The following is a 15,730-nucleotide window of genomic DNA, read 5'->3' as shown; positions in this document are numbered from 1 at the left end:
CGGCCGGCGAGCAGTTCGGACTCGGCCACGTCCTGGGTACCGATGAGGATGGGGCGGCCGCTCTTGTGGACCTCCTCCACCTTCTCGATGAGGGCGTCCTCCTTCTCCTCGCGCGTGGCGTACAGGCGCGTGCCCTGGTCCTCGCGGACGTTGGGTTTGTTGGAGGGAATGACCGCCACTTCGAGCTCGTAGAACTCGCGCAGCTGCTCGGCGACGGACATCGCCGTACCGGTCATGCCGGCGAGCGTGGGGTAGCGCATGACCAGGGCCTGGACGGTGATGGAGTCCAGGACCTCTCCGGTCTGGCTGATCGCCACCTTCTCCTTGGCCTCGACCGCGGCCTGCAGGCCGTCCGGCCAGCGCTGGAGCAGGGCGATGCGGCCACGGGACTCGTTGATGATGCGCACCTCGCCGTCGCGCACGACGTAGTGGACGTCGCGCTGCAACAGCACGTGCGCGTGCAGGGCCAGGTTGACCTGCGGCAGGAGCGAGGAGTCGTCCTCGGCGTAGAGGTCCACGCCGTCCAGGGCCTTCTCCACCGCGTCGATGCCGGCGTCGGTGAGCTGGACGTTGCGTCCCTCGCCGTCGATCTCGTAGTGCATGCGCGGCTTGAGGTCGCGCACCACGTCGGCCATCTCGATGTCGGCGGGCACGGCCTCGGCGGCACCGGCCAGGACCAGGGGCACGCGGGCCTCGTCGACGAGCACGGAATCGGCCTCGTCGATGATCGCGACGTGGGGTTCGGGGACCACCCGGTCCTCGACGTCGGTGACCATGCGGTCGCGCAGGACGTCGAAGCCGAGTTCGCTGACGGCCGCGTAGGTCACGTCGCAGCCGTAGGCCGTCTTGCGCTCCTCGGTCTCGGAGTCCTCGTTGATCCAGCCGACGGTGACGCCGAGCATGCCGTAGAGGGGCTGCATCCACTCGGCGTCGCGTCGAGCGAGGTAGTCGTTGACGCTGAGCAGGTGGACGCGCTTGCCGCGCAGGGCGAACCCGGCGGCGGCCAGTGCTCCGGCGAGGGTCTTGCCCTCACCGGTGGCCATCTCGGCCACGTGACCGTCGAGCAGCGCCATGACGCCCAGGAGCTGGACGTCGAAGGGTCGTTCGTCGAGAGTACGGCGCGCGGCCTCTCGGCCCACGGCGCACAGGTTGACCAGATCGGCCGCGGAGTAGGGCAGCTCGGCATAGCCGAGCTCGATAGCCTTCTCCTTCAGCTCGTCGTCGCTGAGTTCACGCAGACCCTCCTCTTCGGCCTCGATCGCCGGCAGGAGCTTGGTATAGGGCCGCAGGTCCACCGCACCGGGCTTGCCCAGTAGGCGGCGGACGCTTTCCGCCATTCGTCCGAACACCACGCCAGGGTAACGCCGGACACAACCCATTGGTTCCCCCCGGGTGATCGCATGTGCACAACAATGCCGCGAGACCACCCAAAGGGAACTCGTTCGAACAGCGACGGGACCGCGTACCCGGCAGGAGCGTGACTAGTAGACGAGTTGGCTCTGGCTCTGTCGCCCGCCCTGGGAACGCCGGCGGGCCTCCAGGGCCATGGCGTGCTTGACGAGGGTGAGCAGGACCTTGACCACGGACTTGCGGTCGCGGGCGTCGCACCGGACGACGGGCACGTCGGGTGTCAGGTCCAGCGCGTCGCGCAGTTCGTCGGCGGTGTAGCCCGCCTCGGGGCCGAACTCGTTGACGGCCACCACGAACGGGAGCCGGTACTGGCGCTCGAAGTAGTCGAGGGCCTGGAAGGTGTCCTCCAGTCGCCGGGTGTCGGCGAGGATGACCGAGCCGAGGGCACCGCGGACCAGGTCGTCCCACATGAACCAGAAGCGTTGCTGGCCGGGCGTGCCGAACAGGAACAGGGTGAGGTCGGTTTCGAGCGAGATGCGACCGAAGTCCATGGCGACCGTGGTGCTGGTCTTGTCCGGGGTGTGCGAGAGGTCGTCCACACCGACGCTCGCCGATGTGACGGCCGCCTCGGTGCGGACCGGGGGGATCTCAGAGACAGCCCCGACGAACGTGGTCTTACCGACTCCGAAGCCCCCGGCGATGATGATCTTGGTGGACAGTTCGGTGGGTGCGTGGACGTTGTTCGTGCTGTTAGCTGAGTGGATCACAGTTTGTCCTAGCGAGAGTGCCGGGTCTGGACGGACGGTTGGCTCACGCGACCCGGTCTGGAGGGGCGCGGATCCGCTCGGGTCCGAACCTCCACGGGAGGATCCGCACCTGGAACCTAACACCGGAAGGACACTGGATTCCGGGGTTTGGGCAGAGTGGACGGGCCGGCCGGAACGACGCCGAGGTGAGGGGGGTTCCGGCCGGAACGTGACCGTGGACACCCTGGCATCGAATGCCCGAATCGTAGCCCGGAGTCCGGATTCGGGTACGGACCGTAGCCAGGAAAGCACATTCCTGTACCCCGGTCATGGCACTTTACGACATTGTGAGCGGCCATTTTCGGCCGCTTTCGGCCGCGTGGATCCCTGTCCGGCGCCGCTCCCTGCATCTACGGTGGAAAGCAGGGCACCCACCTGAGTGAGGTCGCCGTCGACTCCTGGCACGAGCACGCGACCCACGGGGCCCCGGCGGCGCCTTGGGGCGCACGACCGCCACCGACATCTCGCTCTTCGATGTCGAACCGGCCGTACCACCCCGTTCGGGCGTTCCCGAGCCCCACCGGCCCACAACCGTCCACGTGGGCCGGTGGAGGCCCACCCCCCGCCCGCTGCCGCCGCTCGCGATGCCCCGGGCACGCCCAGTGCGTAGGATGGACCGCACGCCCCTCCCCAGAACCGCGCGCTCGCGAGCCCGCGTGTTCCCGACGAGGGACGGCGAATCCGCAGAAAGTGAACACTCCCGAGGGAGCCGAGAACCCCACATGTCCGATCAGCGCGTCGTCCGCCCCACTCCCATCAGCGGTTTCCCCGAGTGGACCCCACAGGTCCGGGCCGTGGAGCAGCGTTGGCTGGACCATATCCGCGCCGGGTTCGAATCCTTCGGCTTCGCGTCCGTGGAGACACCCTCGGTGGAGAACCTGGACGTGCTGATGGCCAAGGGCGAGACCTCCCAGGAGGTCTACACCCTGCACCGTCTCCAGGCCGACGCCAAGGACGACACCGACGCCAGGCTCGGACTGCACTTCGACCTGACCGTGCCCTTCGCCCGGTACGTCGCCCAGCACTTCAACGAGTTGACCTTCCCGTTCAAGCGCTACCAGATGCAGCGCGTCTGGCGTGGTGAGCGCCCGCAAGAGGGCCGCTACCGCGAGTTCACCCAGTGCGACATCGACGTCATCAACGTGGACTCGGTGCCCCTGCACTTCGACGCCGAGCTCCCCCGCATCGTGCACCGGGTGCTCAGCGGGCTGGAGATCCCCGCCTGGACCCTGAACGTCAACAACCGCAAGGTGTTGCAGGGCTTCTACGAGGGCTTGGGCGTCAAGGACCCGATCGCGGTCATCCGCGCCGTGGACAAGCTCCACAAGATCGGGGACGAGGGCGTGCGGGAGATCCTGATCTCCGACGGCCTGACCGAGGAGCAGATCGACCCCTGCCTGGCACTGGCCCGGATCAAGGGCGACGGCGCGAGCGTGGTCGCCGCGGTCCGCGAGCTGGGGGTCGTCTCGGAGCTGCTGGACGAGGGCCTTGAGGAACTGGCGTTCGTCATGAACGACCTGGCGGACCTGCCCGAGGGCGACGTGGTGGCGGACCTGTCCATCGCCCGTGGCCTGGACTACTACACCGGCACCGTCTACGAGGCCTCCTTCGACGACGACCCGGGGTACGGCAGCATCTGCGCGGGTGGGCGCTACGAGAACCTCGCCGGCCAGTTCATCCGACGGAAGCTGCCCGGGGTGGGCATCTCCATCGGTCTGACCCGCATCTTCGCCAAGCTCGTCGCGGAAGGACGCATCGAGGCCGGCCGGGTGTGCCCCACCGACGTGATGGTGGTCGTTCCCAACGCCGATCGACGCGCCGAGGCGCTGCGCACCGGCGAGCTGCTGCGCGGACGCGGGTTCAACACCGAGGTGTTCCACTCCACCGCCAAGGTCGGCAAGCAGATCCAGTACGCGTCCAAGAAGGGCATCCCCTTCGTCTGGTTCCCGCCCTTCGAGGAGGGCGGCGACCACGAGGTCAAGGACATGGAGGGCGGCGAGCAGACCACCGCCGACCCCACGGCCTGGGACCCGAAGGGTTGATCCTCGCCTTCGGCCCCCGGGGAGGGCCTCTTCCCCGGGGCCGTCACGGCCTCGGTTCGCGGGGGTCACGGTGGGCCCTTAGCAAATCACGGACCGGCATGGGCGGTTTCCGCCCTCTCGTGCCGGAACCGGCCATACACGAGACAGTCACGAACACCCGGTGCCAGACTGGGACGGGCCGCTTCGTGGACCCCGCGGATACGGGGCGGTCGACATCGGTGTCCTAGCAAACGAGGCCATGTCTCCTCCCCGCCACAACCTTCCCCTGTCCGCCGGCGAGTTCATCCGGTTCGTCGGACGTGAACGCGACATCGTCGACCTGGGTCGCCTGCTCGGGACCGCCAGGATGATCACGCTGACCGGTATCGGTGGAATCGGCAAGACCAGACTCGCCCTCCACCTGGCCGAACGTGTGCTGCGCCAATTCCCCGACGGGGTGCGCTTCATCGACCTGAGCGAGGCCTCCACCCACGAAGAGGCGCTGCGCACCGTCGCCGCCGGGTTACAGGCCGCCCAGGGCGATTCCACCGCCCTGATGGACGGCGTCATCACGGCGCTGCGCACCCAGCACCTGCTGCTGCTCCTGGACACCTGTGAGCACGCGGTGGGGCCGATGGCCGAACTGTGCGAGGCCGTGCTGCGCGACTGTCCGCGGGTGCGCATCCTCGCCACCAGCCGACAGCCGCTCCACGTACCCGAGGAAAGCGTCTGGCGGGTGCCGCCGCTGTCCCTGCCCTCACGGCCGACCCCCACCGACCCCTACGCCGCCGTTCCGGTGCCGATACCGCGACGGGACGCCCAGCGCTACGAGTCGGTGCGGCTCTTCCTGACCCGCGCGCACGCCGCCCGCGCCGGCTTCGAGATGACACGGGAGAACTCCGGCTACATCGCGGAGATCTGCCGCATGCTCGACGGGCTTCCGCTGGCCATCGAGTTGGCCGCCGCCCGGGTCCGGGTCCTGTCGGTCCAACAGATCCTGCGCAGACTCGACGATCGCTTCCAACTGCTGACCAGTGACGGCACGGAGAACCTGCCGGCCCGCCAACGCACCCTGCGCGCGGTGTTGGAGTGGAGCCACGACATGCTCTCCGACGCCGAGCGCGCGCTCCTGCACCGACTGTCGGTGTTCTCCACCTGGTACCTGGAGATGGCCGAGGAGGTGTGTTCCGGCGAAGGGGTCGACCCCACCGACATCCTGCCGTTGCACTTCTCCCTGCTGGACAAGTCGTTGATCGTGGTGGACGCCGAGATCAACGGCACCGCCCACTACCGACTCACCGAGACCGTGCGCGCCTACGCCATGGAACGGCTGGAGGAGGAGGCGGACGTCGACGAACGCTGGTCGCGTTTCCTCGACTTCGCCGTCCGGCGGTTGGAGGACGCGGCCGAGCGCGGGAGCGCGCCGAACGACTGGACCGAGCGGTTGGGCCGGTTGCGCAAGCACGACCACAACCGGGAGAACCACACCCGGGTGGTGGCGTGGGCGCTGTCCGTGGGGCGGGTGGACAAGGCCCTGCGTGTGTGCGTGGCGCTGCGTCCGTACTGGCTGATGCGGGACCTGTCCGCTGAGGGAGGTCGCCTCCTGGAACTCGCCCTGGCCGTGTCCCCCGACGAACAGGCGCCCCCGCTCCGGGCCCGCGCCCTGGCTTTGCACGCCGAGCTGCGCCTGGAGGTCGACCCGGCCGCGCGGGTGTCCAACCTGGCCATGTGCGCCCTGGAATCGGCGCGGGCCTGCCGGGAGCCCCGCGCCGCCGCCTCCGCCCTGACGACCCTGGGCACCCTCGCCCTGCGCACCGGTTCGGTGGAGGAGGCCGAACGCCAGGCGGGCAAGGCCTTGGGGTGGGCCATGGTGGCCGGGGACCCGATCACCGAGGCCGACGCGCGGGAGGTACTGGCCCGTGCGGCCCGGCATCGCGGTGCTCCGGAGGAGGCGGTGGCCCACCTGGAGGTGAGCCTGTCCACGGCGCGCGCCTTGGGCGACCGATGGATCGAGGCCCGGGCCCTGCACGGGCTGGGGTCTATCGCGGCCGAGGCCGGAGAACACGAGAGCGCCCGCGAGATGCTCTCGGAGGCGCTGGACGTCTTCGGTGAACTGCCTTCGGACCCGGCGGTGGCTCGGTGCGCCGCCGACCTGGGCCGGTTGCACCTGGCCTGGCGCGACCCTCTGTCGGCACGTGCTCCCCTGGCCCGCTGTCTGCAGGTGAGCTTCACCTCGGGCCGTAGGATCTCGGTGGCCCGGGCGCTGGAGGCCCTGGCGGAGCTGGCGCTGGCCGAGGAGGAGGCCACCCGGGCCGCCGCGTTGGCCGGTGTGGCCACGGACCTGCGCACCTCCCTGGAACAACCGTCGGCCGAGACCGTCCGGCTGCGCTCGGCGGTGGAGCGCAGGGTGGGCGCGGCCCAGGCCGCTCAGGCGTGGAACGCGTGGCGTTCCCTGCCGTTGGAGCAGGTACGCGACCGCGCCCTGGCCTTTCCCAGGCCCCAGGGGGCACGCGCCGGCGGCCCCGACTCGCTCACCCCTCGTGAGCGCGAGATCGCCACACTGGCCGAGAAGGGTTTGTCCAACCGTGAAATCGCCGAGGAATTGATCATCAGTCAGGCCACAGCCGCGCGGCATATCGCGAACATCTTCAGAAAACTCTCGATTTCGTCCCGGACGCAGTTGACCGGCTGGGCCTCTCCCCGAGAACCTGGCTGAGCGTCCCGCGTACGCGCAGCGGCACTTGCACAGTGCGCGTGCACCCGCTAAACCAGGAAGTCCGACCCCTACCACCCCGAACCCCTGTGACCTCTGCCCCCCGGCGGTGAAAACACCCCCGACCAGCCCCTAATTGTGAAGGCCATGGCACCTTTGACCGCGCCCGCGCGGCACAACCTCCCCCGGCCGGGCACCAGCTTCGTGGGCCGGGAGCCGGATCTGAGCGATCTGCTCCGACTGCTCGGCTCCAGCCGGTCGGTGACCATCCGTGGCGCCGATGGAATCGGCAAGACGCGGCTGGCCCTCCACGTGGCCGAACAGTCCACCGTGTCCTTTCCGGACGGGGTGTGGTTCGCCGATCTCACCGACGTGTGCACCCGCCTCGAGGTGTACGCGCGAATAGCCGAGGCCGTCGGCGTGGTCGAGGAGGCCGGACAACCGCTGGCCACCACCGTGACCGAGGCGCTGCGCGACCGACGGCTGCTGTTGGTCCTGGACTCGTGCGAGCACGTGGCCGAGGAGGTCACCGAGATCGGTGACGCCCTGTTGGCGTCCTGCCCCTCGGTGTCGTTGATGCTCACCAGTGAACAGGCGGTGCGGCTCTCCGGCGGCACGGTGTGGATGGTCCCGCCGATGTCCCAGCCGGTGGTGGCGCGCAACGCTCCGCCACCCGATCCGGCCACCACCGAACCGGTGCGGTTGTTCCTCGACCGCGCGCGTACGCGCGACCCCCGTTTCGAGGCCTCGCTGGAGGAACTGGACGCGATCTCGGCCCTGTGCGACCTGGCCGGCGGCATGCCGCTCGGTATCGAACTGCTCGGCGCGCAGGCCCCGGAGTCCGGTGTGAGGAACCTGCTCCAGGGGTTGCGGGCACATCTTGCCTCCCCCGAACTGCGACCGGGTCCGGGGCAGGCGGTCTCGCGCAGCCAGGTGCTGCCCGTGGTGCTGGACTACGTGTACCGGAACCTGCCCGAACCCGAGCGGGTGCTGTTGCGCCGGCTGTCGGTGTTCCGAGGGTGGGACCTGGAGTTGGCCGAGCAGGTGTGCTCCGACGAGGGTCTGCCCGAGTCCGCCATCCTGGACCTGCTCACCTCCTTGCTGAACCGTTCCCTGGCCACGGTGACGGGCGAGTTCGAAGGGCGTGTGCGTTACCGGCTGCCCGAGGCCGTGCGCAGGTTCGCCGAGGATCGTCTGGCCGCCGAAGGCGAGGACACCCTCTTCCAGGAGCGTCTCCTGGACCGGATGCTCGTGCTGGTGGAGGACCTGAGCGGCAAGCTGGAGTCGTCCCGTTCGATGCCCTGGTCCGAACGCGACGCCGGACGGCGGCGGGTGCTCGCCGAGTACGACACGCTCCGCTCTTTGCTGCGCAGGTCGCACCACAGGGCCGCGGCCGAAGCGGGGCTACGGCTGTGCGTGAGTCTCTCCGCCCACTGGGTGAGTCACCACAACTACTCCGAGGGCGCCCACTGGATGGACCGACTGCTCGATCTGGAGGAGGCCGCGAAGGCTCCTTCCAGGGCCCGGGCCCTGGTCGGTCGTGCCCAGTTGGCACGTGTCCGACGCGACCACGACCTGGCCCGCGGTACCGGTGAAGAGGGGCTGCGACTGTGCCGTGAGGCCGGGGACGATCTCTTCGTGCGTACCGCGTTCAACCTGTTGGCCTTGGTGGAGGTGCGCGACCGCTGTGTCGAACGCGCCTCGGTACTGGTGGAGGAGTCTTTGCGGCTGTGCCGCGAGGCCGGGGACACGTGGGGCGAGGCGATCGCTCTGAGCACCCGAGCGGCCCTGGTGGCCCAGCAGGGGGACCACCCCACCGCCGACCACCACTACAACGCGGCGTTGACCCTGCTCCGCGGGATCGACCACCGTTGGGGCGTGGGGGTGGTCCTCATCGGTCAGGCCCGCGCCGCGGAGATCGGCGGGGACCTGATGACCGCCGACCGTTGCTACCGGGAGGCCCTGGACACCCAGCGGATGATCGGAACGACGGCCGAGGAGGCTCGCTGTCTGGCCGGCATCGGTCGGGTGGCGCACGCCCTGGGCTCACCCGGGCAGGCCTACGACTACCTGAGCGAGGGACTGCTGCTCAGCCACCAGAGCGGGCAGCGCGCCGAGGCCGCCCGGATCCTGACGTCGATCGCCCGGGCCGCGTTCGAGGACGACCTGCGCGAGCCCGCCTGCCGATTGGCCGGGGCGGCCGTCGCTCTTCGCGAGCGGGTCGGGTTGCCCACCCAGGGCGCCCCGTGGCCGTTCGTGGACGTGGAGCCGGTCCGCCGGCGACGCCGCCACCTGGTGGCCTGGTGGGAACAGGGCTACCGCATGGGTCAGGCCGAAGCGGTCCTGGAGGCCGAACGGTTGGTGGCCGAGGCGCGCCGTCCCCCGGAGCAGCGCTCCCGCGTCTCCTCCGCCCCGGTCGATGAGGGCAAGAAGACACCGGAGAAGAAGCGGACCCGCTCGTCGGGGCGCAACGGAACGGGACGTCGCCGCACCCCCGCCGCGACCTACCCCCCGGACGTCACCAGGCCGCAGGACAGTCTGACCAAGCGTGAGTTGGAGATCGCCCTCCTCGTCAGCACCGGTCTGAGCAACCCGGAGATCGCTCGGGACCTGTTCATCAGCCCGTCGACGGCCGCCCGGCACGTCGCCAACATCAACCGCAAGATGGGTTTCCACTCGCGCACGCAGATCACCGCGTGGGTGGAGCGTCACAAGGCGGATTGAGGGATCGGAGGGGCGCCTCCCCGGTCCCGTACGTCCCCGTTCGGGGGCTGTGTAGAAATGCCGCGCCCCGAATCTACATATGCACATGCATGGCAAGATGCATGTGCATTTGGCTGTGAACACGCTAGGCTTCACGCCATGGGACATCAGGCTCGCGGCGCCATGGATCCGCGCCCGATCACGTCCCGGAAATGGCCGTCGGGGCCTGGCCGAACACCGGCCGCCCGTCGCGCCTTCGGTCCCGAGGTGGCCCTCGGGACCGGTGGGCACCCGTGTCGGTGCGAGTGGGGAACCGGGGAGGGTCCCGCTCGCGACGAGTAGCCGGCACGGCGCTTTCCGGTCTCGTCACGTGGAGGGGGCGTGACGAGGCCGGGAGCGAACCCACCACCGCTCCGGCCGACTGGGGGAACGTATGGGGGTAGGGCTGTCTTCTGGAATCGGACGACCAGGTAGGCATCTGCCGCGTCGGGACGACCCGATCGGCTCGCTCACCGGCGGCCTGTGCGAGCGGCTGCGGCTGCGTCCCGGGCTCGGCGGGTCGATCAGAGGCAGGTCCGGTCGCACCGACGGACTCGCCTTCGCGGCCACGGTCGAACGGGCGGCGGCCGGGCTGAGCCGACGCGGCCTGTGTCTGGGCGACGTGGTGGGCGTTCTCGCGCCCGTCTCACCCGACCGCTTCCTGGCCTCCTACACGGTGATGGCGGTCGGCGGCCGGGCCCTGACCGTTCGGCCCGAGTCCGACCCCGACGCGCAGTGCGCGGCTCTCGCCGAGACCGACGCCCGGCTGCTGCTGGTGAGCGAGGACCTCGCCCCGCGCGGCCTGGAGTTGGCCGAACGATCGCGGGTCCGCCAGATCATCACCTTCGGTTCGGCTCCGGGCACCACGCCCTTCGACGAACTGCTCCTGCCCAGCCCCGACGGCAACGGCTACAGCCCCGCTCGCGGGCTCTTCGACAACGGGCTGCTGGGATACGAGAGCACCGGCGACGGCATCCTGACCACCCTGCACACCCACCACGACCTGTTGGCGAGGTTCGCGGAGCTGCGTCAGGCCCTGGACCTGACACCCGACGACATCGTGGCGGTGGATCGGAGAGGGGAGGAGCCCACCCGGCTGGCGTTGGTCGCGCTCGCGCTGTGGACGGGCGCGTGCGTGGTCGCCGGGGAGGGGTGTCCGCCCCCGGAGGGGCGTGGGGTGACGGTGGAGTGCGCGCCCGACCCGGTCCGGGTCGCTCCCCCGCACGGGAACGGCTGAGCCGCTCAGGACCCGCTGGAGGCCGCCTCGTCGTCGATCTCGAACCAGGCGACGTGGGTGGCCTCGCTCCAGTACTCACCACTGCGCGTCGCGCAGCTCTCCACGATGAACTTCCCGCGGCCGAAGTCGCCGCCGTCCTCACGCGTGTGCACGTCCGCGGCGTCATCGGGTTCGCGTTCTCCCTGATCGGCGACGGCCACCCGCAGGCGCCCCTCGTCCGAACGGATGAACAGTGTCATGACCCCGCCGCTCTGACCTGAGCGGGAGTGCAGCAGAGCGTTGGTGGCCAGTTCGCTGACGGAGAGCTCGGCGTCGTCCAAGGCCCCCTCGGAGTGGCCTGTCCGGGAGAGGAACTCGCGCACGCGGGCACGGATGGAACGCACCGCGGTCAGGTTCCCCGCACAGCTCCACACGGTGTGGTCGGTGACCCCACCGGTCATGTCCGCCACGTCGATCGCCGGAGCGGCCGACGTCGCGGCCTCCGAGGTCTGCGGGGGCACGTAGTCCCGGAGTTGCCTCGCCTCAGCCATCCGGTCACTCCAATCACCCGCGTCGGGCGCGCGGGTCGCGCCGCCTGCATTCACCTTAGACAAGGGTGCACCGGGTACAGAACAGCACACCCACGTTCGTGGCGCCGGCGATTGGCCACAAAACCCCTTCCCGTGTCCTCCCCGATATGGACAAAGGAAACAGCTCGGACCTCAGCGGCGCCCATGTGAGGTGCAACACGTTGGCAATACCCTGCCGAAACCGGCCTCAGGGGCGGTCCGCAACCCCCGTCACAGGCTCGCCCCCACCAAGGTATCGGTGACCAAGCGTCACCGAGCATCCGGCAAAGCGAGAGATGTCTCGCCTAAACACCACGTTTTCGCGTCCCGATGACAACAATGGGGATACAACACCGGGCGCCGGAACGCCCCACAGGCCCACCACCAGCGCTCACGGGCCACATGAAAGCACACGCGTCACACCACCGCACTTCCAAGCAGGACGGCCCGGCCCACATGGGGTTTCCACCGTCTCGGAGGGCTCCCTCCCCGCCACTCGATGTAAACCCGTGATCCACGCTCACACCGGTTCCGACCGCGCTTGACGCCCTATGCAGGGACAACAAGGATCTTTTAGACCGACTCTTCCACGTCACCCGGGGAGGCACCCCCACTCGCCGAGTGCCGGTGCCGTGTCGGTGGAACCCCGTACCCATCCCCAACCGAGGTGTCACGTGCCGCCCCTGCCCGAAGTCTCCACCCCCGTTCAGCGTCTCACCAGCCGTCGCAGCCTCCTCAAGGTCTCCGCAGCCGGTGCCGCCGTCGCCCCGGTACTCGCCGCGTGCGGCGGTGGCGACTCCGGTTCCGGCGGTGGCGCCGAGGGGGAACCCCGGCAGGGCGGCCGTCTGCGGGTCGGGGTGGCCGGCGGTGGTTCCGGTGACACCCTCGACGCGCACGACCCCACCGACAACGTCGACATCGCGCGCAACTACGCGCTCTACGCGGCACTGATGCGCTTCGCCAACGACGGCACCATCGAGCCGTACCTGGCCGAGTCGCTGGAGGCCAACGATGACGGGACCGAATGGACTCTGGTCCTCAAGGAGGGCCTGACCTTCCACGACGACTCCCCCGTCGACGCGGAGGCGGTCGTCTACTCGCTGCGACGCATCCTCGACCCCGACAACCCCATGCGCGGTGCGGGCGACATGCCCGGGGTCGACCCCGAGAAGCTGGAGATCATCGACGACCGGACCGTCCTCATCCCCGTCGACGAACCACTGGTGACCCTGCCCGAGGCTCTCGCCGAGTACTACAACTGCATCGTCCCGGTCGACTACGACCCGGAAAACCCGATCGGCGCCGGCCCGTTCAAGTACTCCGAGTTCGTCGTGGGCGAGTACAGCCTCTTCGAACGCCATGAGGGCTTCCACGTCGAGGGACTGCCGTACGTGGACGAACTGGAGATCATCGACTTCCCCGACGACGACGCCCGTGTCAACGCGCTCAACAGCGGCAGCGTCGAGATCATCAGCCAGGTTCCGCAGGCCCAGGTCGCCATCATCGAGGGTGACCCGAACCTGCAGATCATGGAGTCCGAGACCGGCATGTGGCTGCCGTTCACGATGAACATCGAGGAGAAGCCGTTCGACGACGTGCGCGTCCGTCAGGCCTTCCGGCTCATCGTGGACCGCCAGGAGATGATCGACCAGGCCCTCTCCGGCTACGGCCAGCTCGGCAACGACATGTACGCGCGGATGGACCCCTCCTACCCCGAGGACTTCCCGCAGCGCGAACAGGACATCGACGAGGCCAAGCGGCTCCTGGCCGACGCCGGGTACGAGGACGGTCTGGACGTCGAGCTGGTCACCTCCGACATCAGCGCCGGCGTGGTCGCCGCCGCCGAGGTCTTCCAGGAGCAGGCCCGTGAGGCCGGGGTGAACGTGAGTCTGCGCCGGGTCAACCCCAGCGACTACTGGAACCCGGAGGAGGGCTTCCCCCACCCCTTCGGCCAGGACTTCTGGAGCGCCCGCAACTACATCACCCAGACCGCGCAGGGCTCCGTCGTGGGCGCCCCCTACAACGAGACCATGTGGGGCGAGCACGAGGAGTGGCTCGACCACCTGACGCAGGCGCGCCAGACCGCCGACGAGGAGGAGCGCAACGAGCTCATCCGCAAGGCGCAGGAGATCGAGTACGAGGAGGGCGGCTACATCGTGTGGGGCTTCGTGAACCTGATCGACGCCCACTCCACCCGGGTGCACGGTCTGGAGCCCGCCGTCTCCGGCCACCCCTTGGGCTCGTACGCCTTCCACACCATGTGGATGGAGCAGGAGTAGAGACCGCCGGATCTTCCCGGACCTCCGATCCGGCGAGGTCCCCATCGGATTTCCGTAGGCCTGCCATCGAAAGCTCACCATGACTCGACTCATCGTCGTCCGCCTCTTCTTCGGCGCACTGACGCTCTGGGCGGTGTCCCTCGTGGTCTTCGCGGCCACGCAGGCACTACCCGGCGACGCGGCCCAGCTCATCCTGGGCCGCGACGCCACCCCGGAGCGATTGGAGGCGCTGCGCGACCAGCTCAACCTGCACGAGCCGGTCGCCGTTCAGTATGTGCAGTGGCTGCAGGGGATCGTCCAGGGCGACCTCGGCACCTCCTTCTCCAACCGGCAGCCGGTCTCCGAGTACCTGGCCTCCCCCGTACGGAACTCGATGACCCTCATGGGTCTGTCCGCTCTGGTCGCCACCCCGATCGCGTTGTTCGTCGGCGCCTTCAGCGCGCTGCGCCGGGACCGCGGCTTCGACCACTCCGCCTCCATGGGCACCCTGGTCCTGGCCTCCGTCCCGGAGTTCGTGGTCGGCATCCTGATGATCCTGCTCCTGGGCCCGGGTGGTCTCGACCTGTTCCCGTCGGTCTACGCCCGTGAGGGCGGCCCGGAACAGTGGGTACTGCCGGTGCTGACTCTCGCCCTGGCCGTCGCCCCACCGATCGTCCGCATGATGCGGGCGACGATGATCGAGGTCCTGGAGAGCGAGTACGTGCAACAGGCACGTCTCAAGGGCCTGTCCGAACGCGACGTGCTGTGGCGGCACGCCACACCCAACGCGATCGGCCCGGTGGCCCAGGTGGTCGCCCTGCAGTTGGCCTGGCTGGCCGGAGGCGTGGTGGCCATCGAGTTCCTGTTCAACTTCCCCGGCGTCGGCAAGGTCCTCATGGACGCCATCGAGGACCGTGACGTGCCGCTGATCCAGGCCGTGGTCCTGCTCATCGCGGGGATCTACATCCTGGTCAACCTGATCGCCGACGTGGTCGGGCTGGCGGCCAACCCGAAGGTGAGGGTCGCGAACCGATGAGTGGACCTTCCATGAGCATCACCCCAAAGGCGCCGGTCCGGCGCCCGGGGTTGTTCCGGACCGCCTGGCGGTTCGGTCGTACCAGGATCGGTGTGGCCCTGACCGGCCTCGTCGTGCTGGTCGCCGTGGTGGGCCCCTTCGTGGCCCCCTACACGGCCACCGAGTTCGTGGCCAAGCCGTTCGAGTCGGGTGTGGACGGTGTGCTGTTCGGCGGTGACAACCGAGGCCGTGACGTGCTCACCCGGTTCCTGTGGGGCGGATGGACGCTGTTGCTGCTGGCCGGTTCCGCGGCCGGCATCGGTGTGGCCGCGGGCACCGTGATCGGCATCATCGCCGGTTACCGCCGCGGCTGGGTGGACGACGTCCTCATGCGGGCCAACGACGTGCTGCTGGCGTTCCCGCAGCTCATCGCGGCGCTGCTGGTGATGTCGATCATCGGCCCGAAGGTGTGGCTGATCGTCACCGTGATCGCGGTGTCGCACATGCCGCGTGTGGCCCGGGTGATCCGTGAGGCCACCCGCAAGGTGATCGAACAGGACTACGTGAAGGCCGCCGAGGCGATCGGGCTGCCGCGTTGGCGGATCATGACGGTGGAGATCCTGCCGAACGTGACCAGCCCGCTGTTGGTCGAACTGGGTCTGCGTCTGACCTACTCGATCGGGGTGGTGGCCGTGCTGGGCTTCCTCGGCATGGGTCTGCAGCCGCCCACCGCCGACTGGGGCCTGATGATCAACGAGAACCGGCAGGGAATGGCCGTGCAGCCGTGGGCGGTGGCCCTCCCCGTGACGGCCATCGCGATCCTGACCGTGGGCGCCAACCTCATCACCGACGGGCTGTCCCGCGCGGCGATCGGTATCGATCGGGGGGTCGAGAAGTGACCGAGCATCCGGAACGAACGGGGGCCGATGCGCCCACCGCGGGCGAGACCGTGTTGAGGGTCGACGGCCTGACGGTGATCGGGCGTCCCTCGGACGTCGAGATCATCAGCGACGTTTCCGTGACCGTGAACCGGGGGGAGA

At 69.3% G+C, this 15,730-nt stretch carries 9 protein-coding genes and 1 pseudogene; 7 read left to right on the top strand and 3 right to left on the bottom strand.

Going from position 1 to position 15,730, the window contains the following annotated elements:
• Both K8V84_RS08805 and K8V84_RS08800 read right to left on the bottom strand, forming a co-directional pair.
• Window positions 1-1,337, bottom strand: a pseudogene (locus K8V84_RS08805) (accessory Sec system translocase SecA2); the annotation flags it as partial.
• Between the two features lie 144 nt (window positions 1,338-1,481).
• A complete protein-coding gene (locus tag K8V84_RS08800) occupies window positions 1,482-2,117 on the bottom strand; it encodes an ATP/GTP-binding protein (RefSeq protein WP_304072830.1) in 636 nt (211 codons plus the stop codon).
• Between the two features lie 761 nt (window positions 2,118-2,878).
• Between K8V84_RS08800 and hisS the strand changes: the two genes are divergently transcribed.
• From hisS to K8V84_RS08780, 4 genes are all read left to right on the top strand, one after another.
• Complete coding sequence (hisS, locus tag K8V84_RS08795; protein WP_304072827.1) at window positions 2,879-4,198, top strand: histidine--tRNA ligase; 1,320 nt, start codon at window positions 2,879-2,881, stop codon at window positions 4,196-4,198.
• A 238-nt stretch (window positions 4,199-4,436) separates the two neighbouring features.
• Window positions 4,437-6,893, top strand: a complete 2,457-nt coding sequence (locus K8V84_RS08790; RefSeq protein WP_304072823.1) for a tetratricopeptide repeat protein — start codon at window positions 4,437-4,439, stop codon at window positions 6,891-6,893.
• A gap of 153 nt (window positions 6,894-7,046) precedes the next feature.
• On the top strand, window positions 7,047-9,614 hold the full coding sequence (locus tag K8V84_RS08785; protein WP_304072832.1) for a LuxR C-terminal-related transcriptional regulator: 2,568 nt from the start codon (window positions 7,047-7,049) through the stop codon (window positions 9,612-9,614).
• A gap of 412 nt (window positions 9,615-10,026) precedes the next feature.
• On the top strand, window positions 10,027-10,869 hold the full coding sequence (locus tag K8V84_RS08780) for an AMP-binding protein (protein ID WP_304072821.1): 843 nt from the start codon (window positions 10,027-10,029) through the stop codon (window positions 10,867-10,869).
• Between the two features lie 5 nt (window positions 10,870-10,874).
• Here the strand turns inward: K8V84_RS08780 and K8V84_RS08775 are convergent, their stop codons facing one another.
• A complete protein-coding gene (locus K8V84_RS08775; protein WP_304072819.1) occupies window positions 10,875-11,399 on the bottom strand; it encodes an ATP-binding protein in 525 nt (174 codons plus the stop codon).
• Between the two features lie 692 nt (window positions 11,400-12,091).
• Between K8V84_RS08775 and K8V84_RS08770 the strand changes: the two genes are divergently transcribed.
• The 3 genes from K8V84_RS08770 to K8V84_RS08760 all read left to right on the top strand — a co-directional run bounded on the left by K8V84_RS08770 (window position 12,092) and on the right by K8V84_RS08760 (window position 15,589).
• Window positions 12,092-13,696, top strand: coding sequence for an ABC transporter substrate-binding protein (locus K8V84_RS08770; RefSeq protein WP_304072817.1), 1,605 nt, complete (start codon window positions 12,092-12,094; stop codon window positions 13,694-13,696).
• 79 nt (window positions 13,697-13,775) lie between these two features.
• On the top strand, window positions 13,776-14,711 hold the full coding sequence (locus tag K8V84_RS08765; RefSeq protein WP_304072815.1) for an ABC transporter permease: 936 nt from the start codon (window positions 13,776-13,778) through the stop codon (window positions 14,709-14,711).
• Between the two features lie 11 nt (window positions 14,712-14,722).
• Window positions 14,723-15,589, top strand: a complete 867-nt coding sequence (locus tag K8V84_RS08760; RefSeq protein ID WP_304072813.1) for an ABC transporter permease — start codon at window positions 14,723-14,725, stop codon at window positions 15,587-15,589.
• Window positions 15,590-15,730 lie beyond the last annotated feature (141 nt).

The organism is Nocardiopsis listeri (assembly GCF_020741345.1).
GTDB classification, from domain to species: domain Bacteria; phylum Actinomycetota; class Actinomycetes; order Streptosporangiales; family Streptosporangiaceae; genus Nocardiopsis; species Nocardiopsis listeri_A.
The sequence above is the reverse complement of the archived record's forward strand: the minus strand, read 5'-3'. Positions and strand labels throughout refer to the sequence as shown.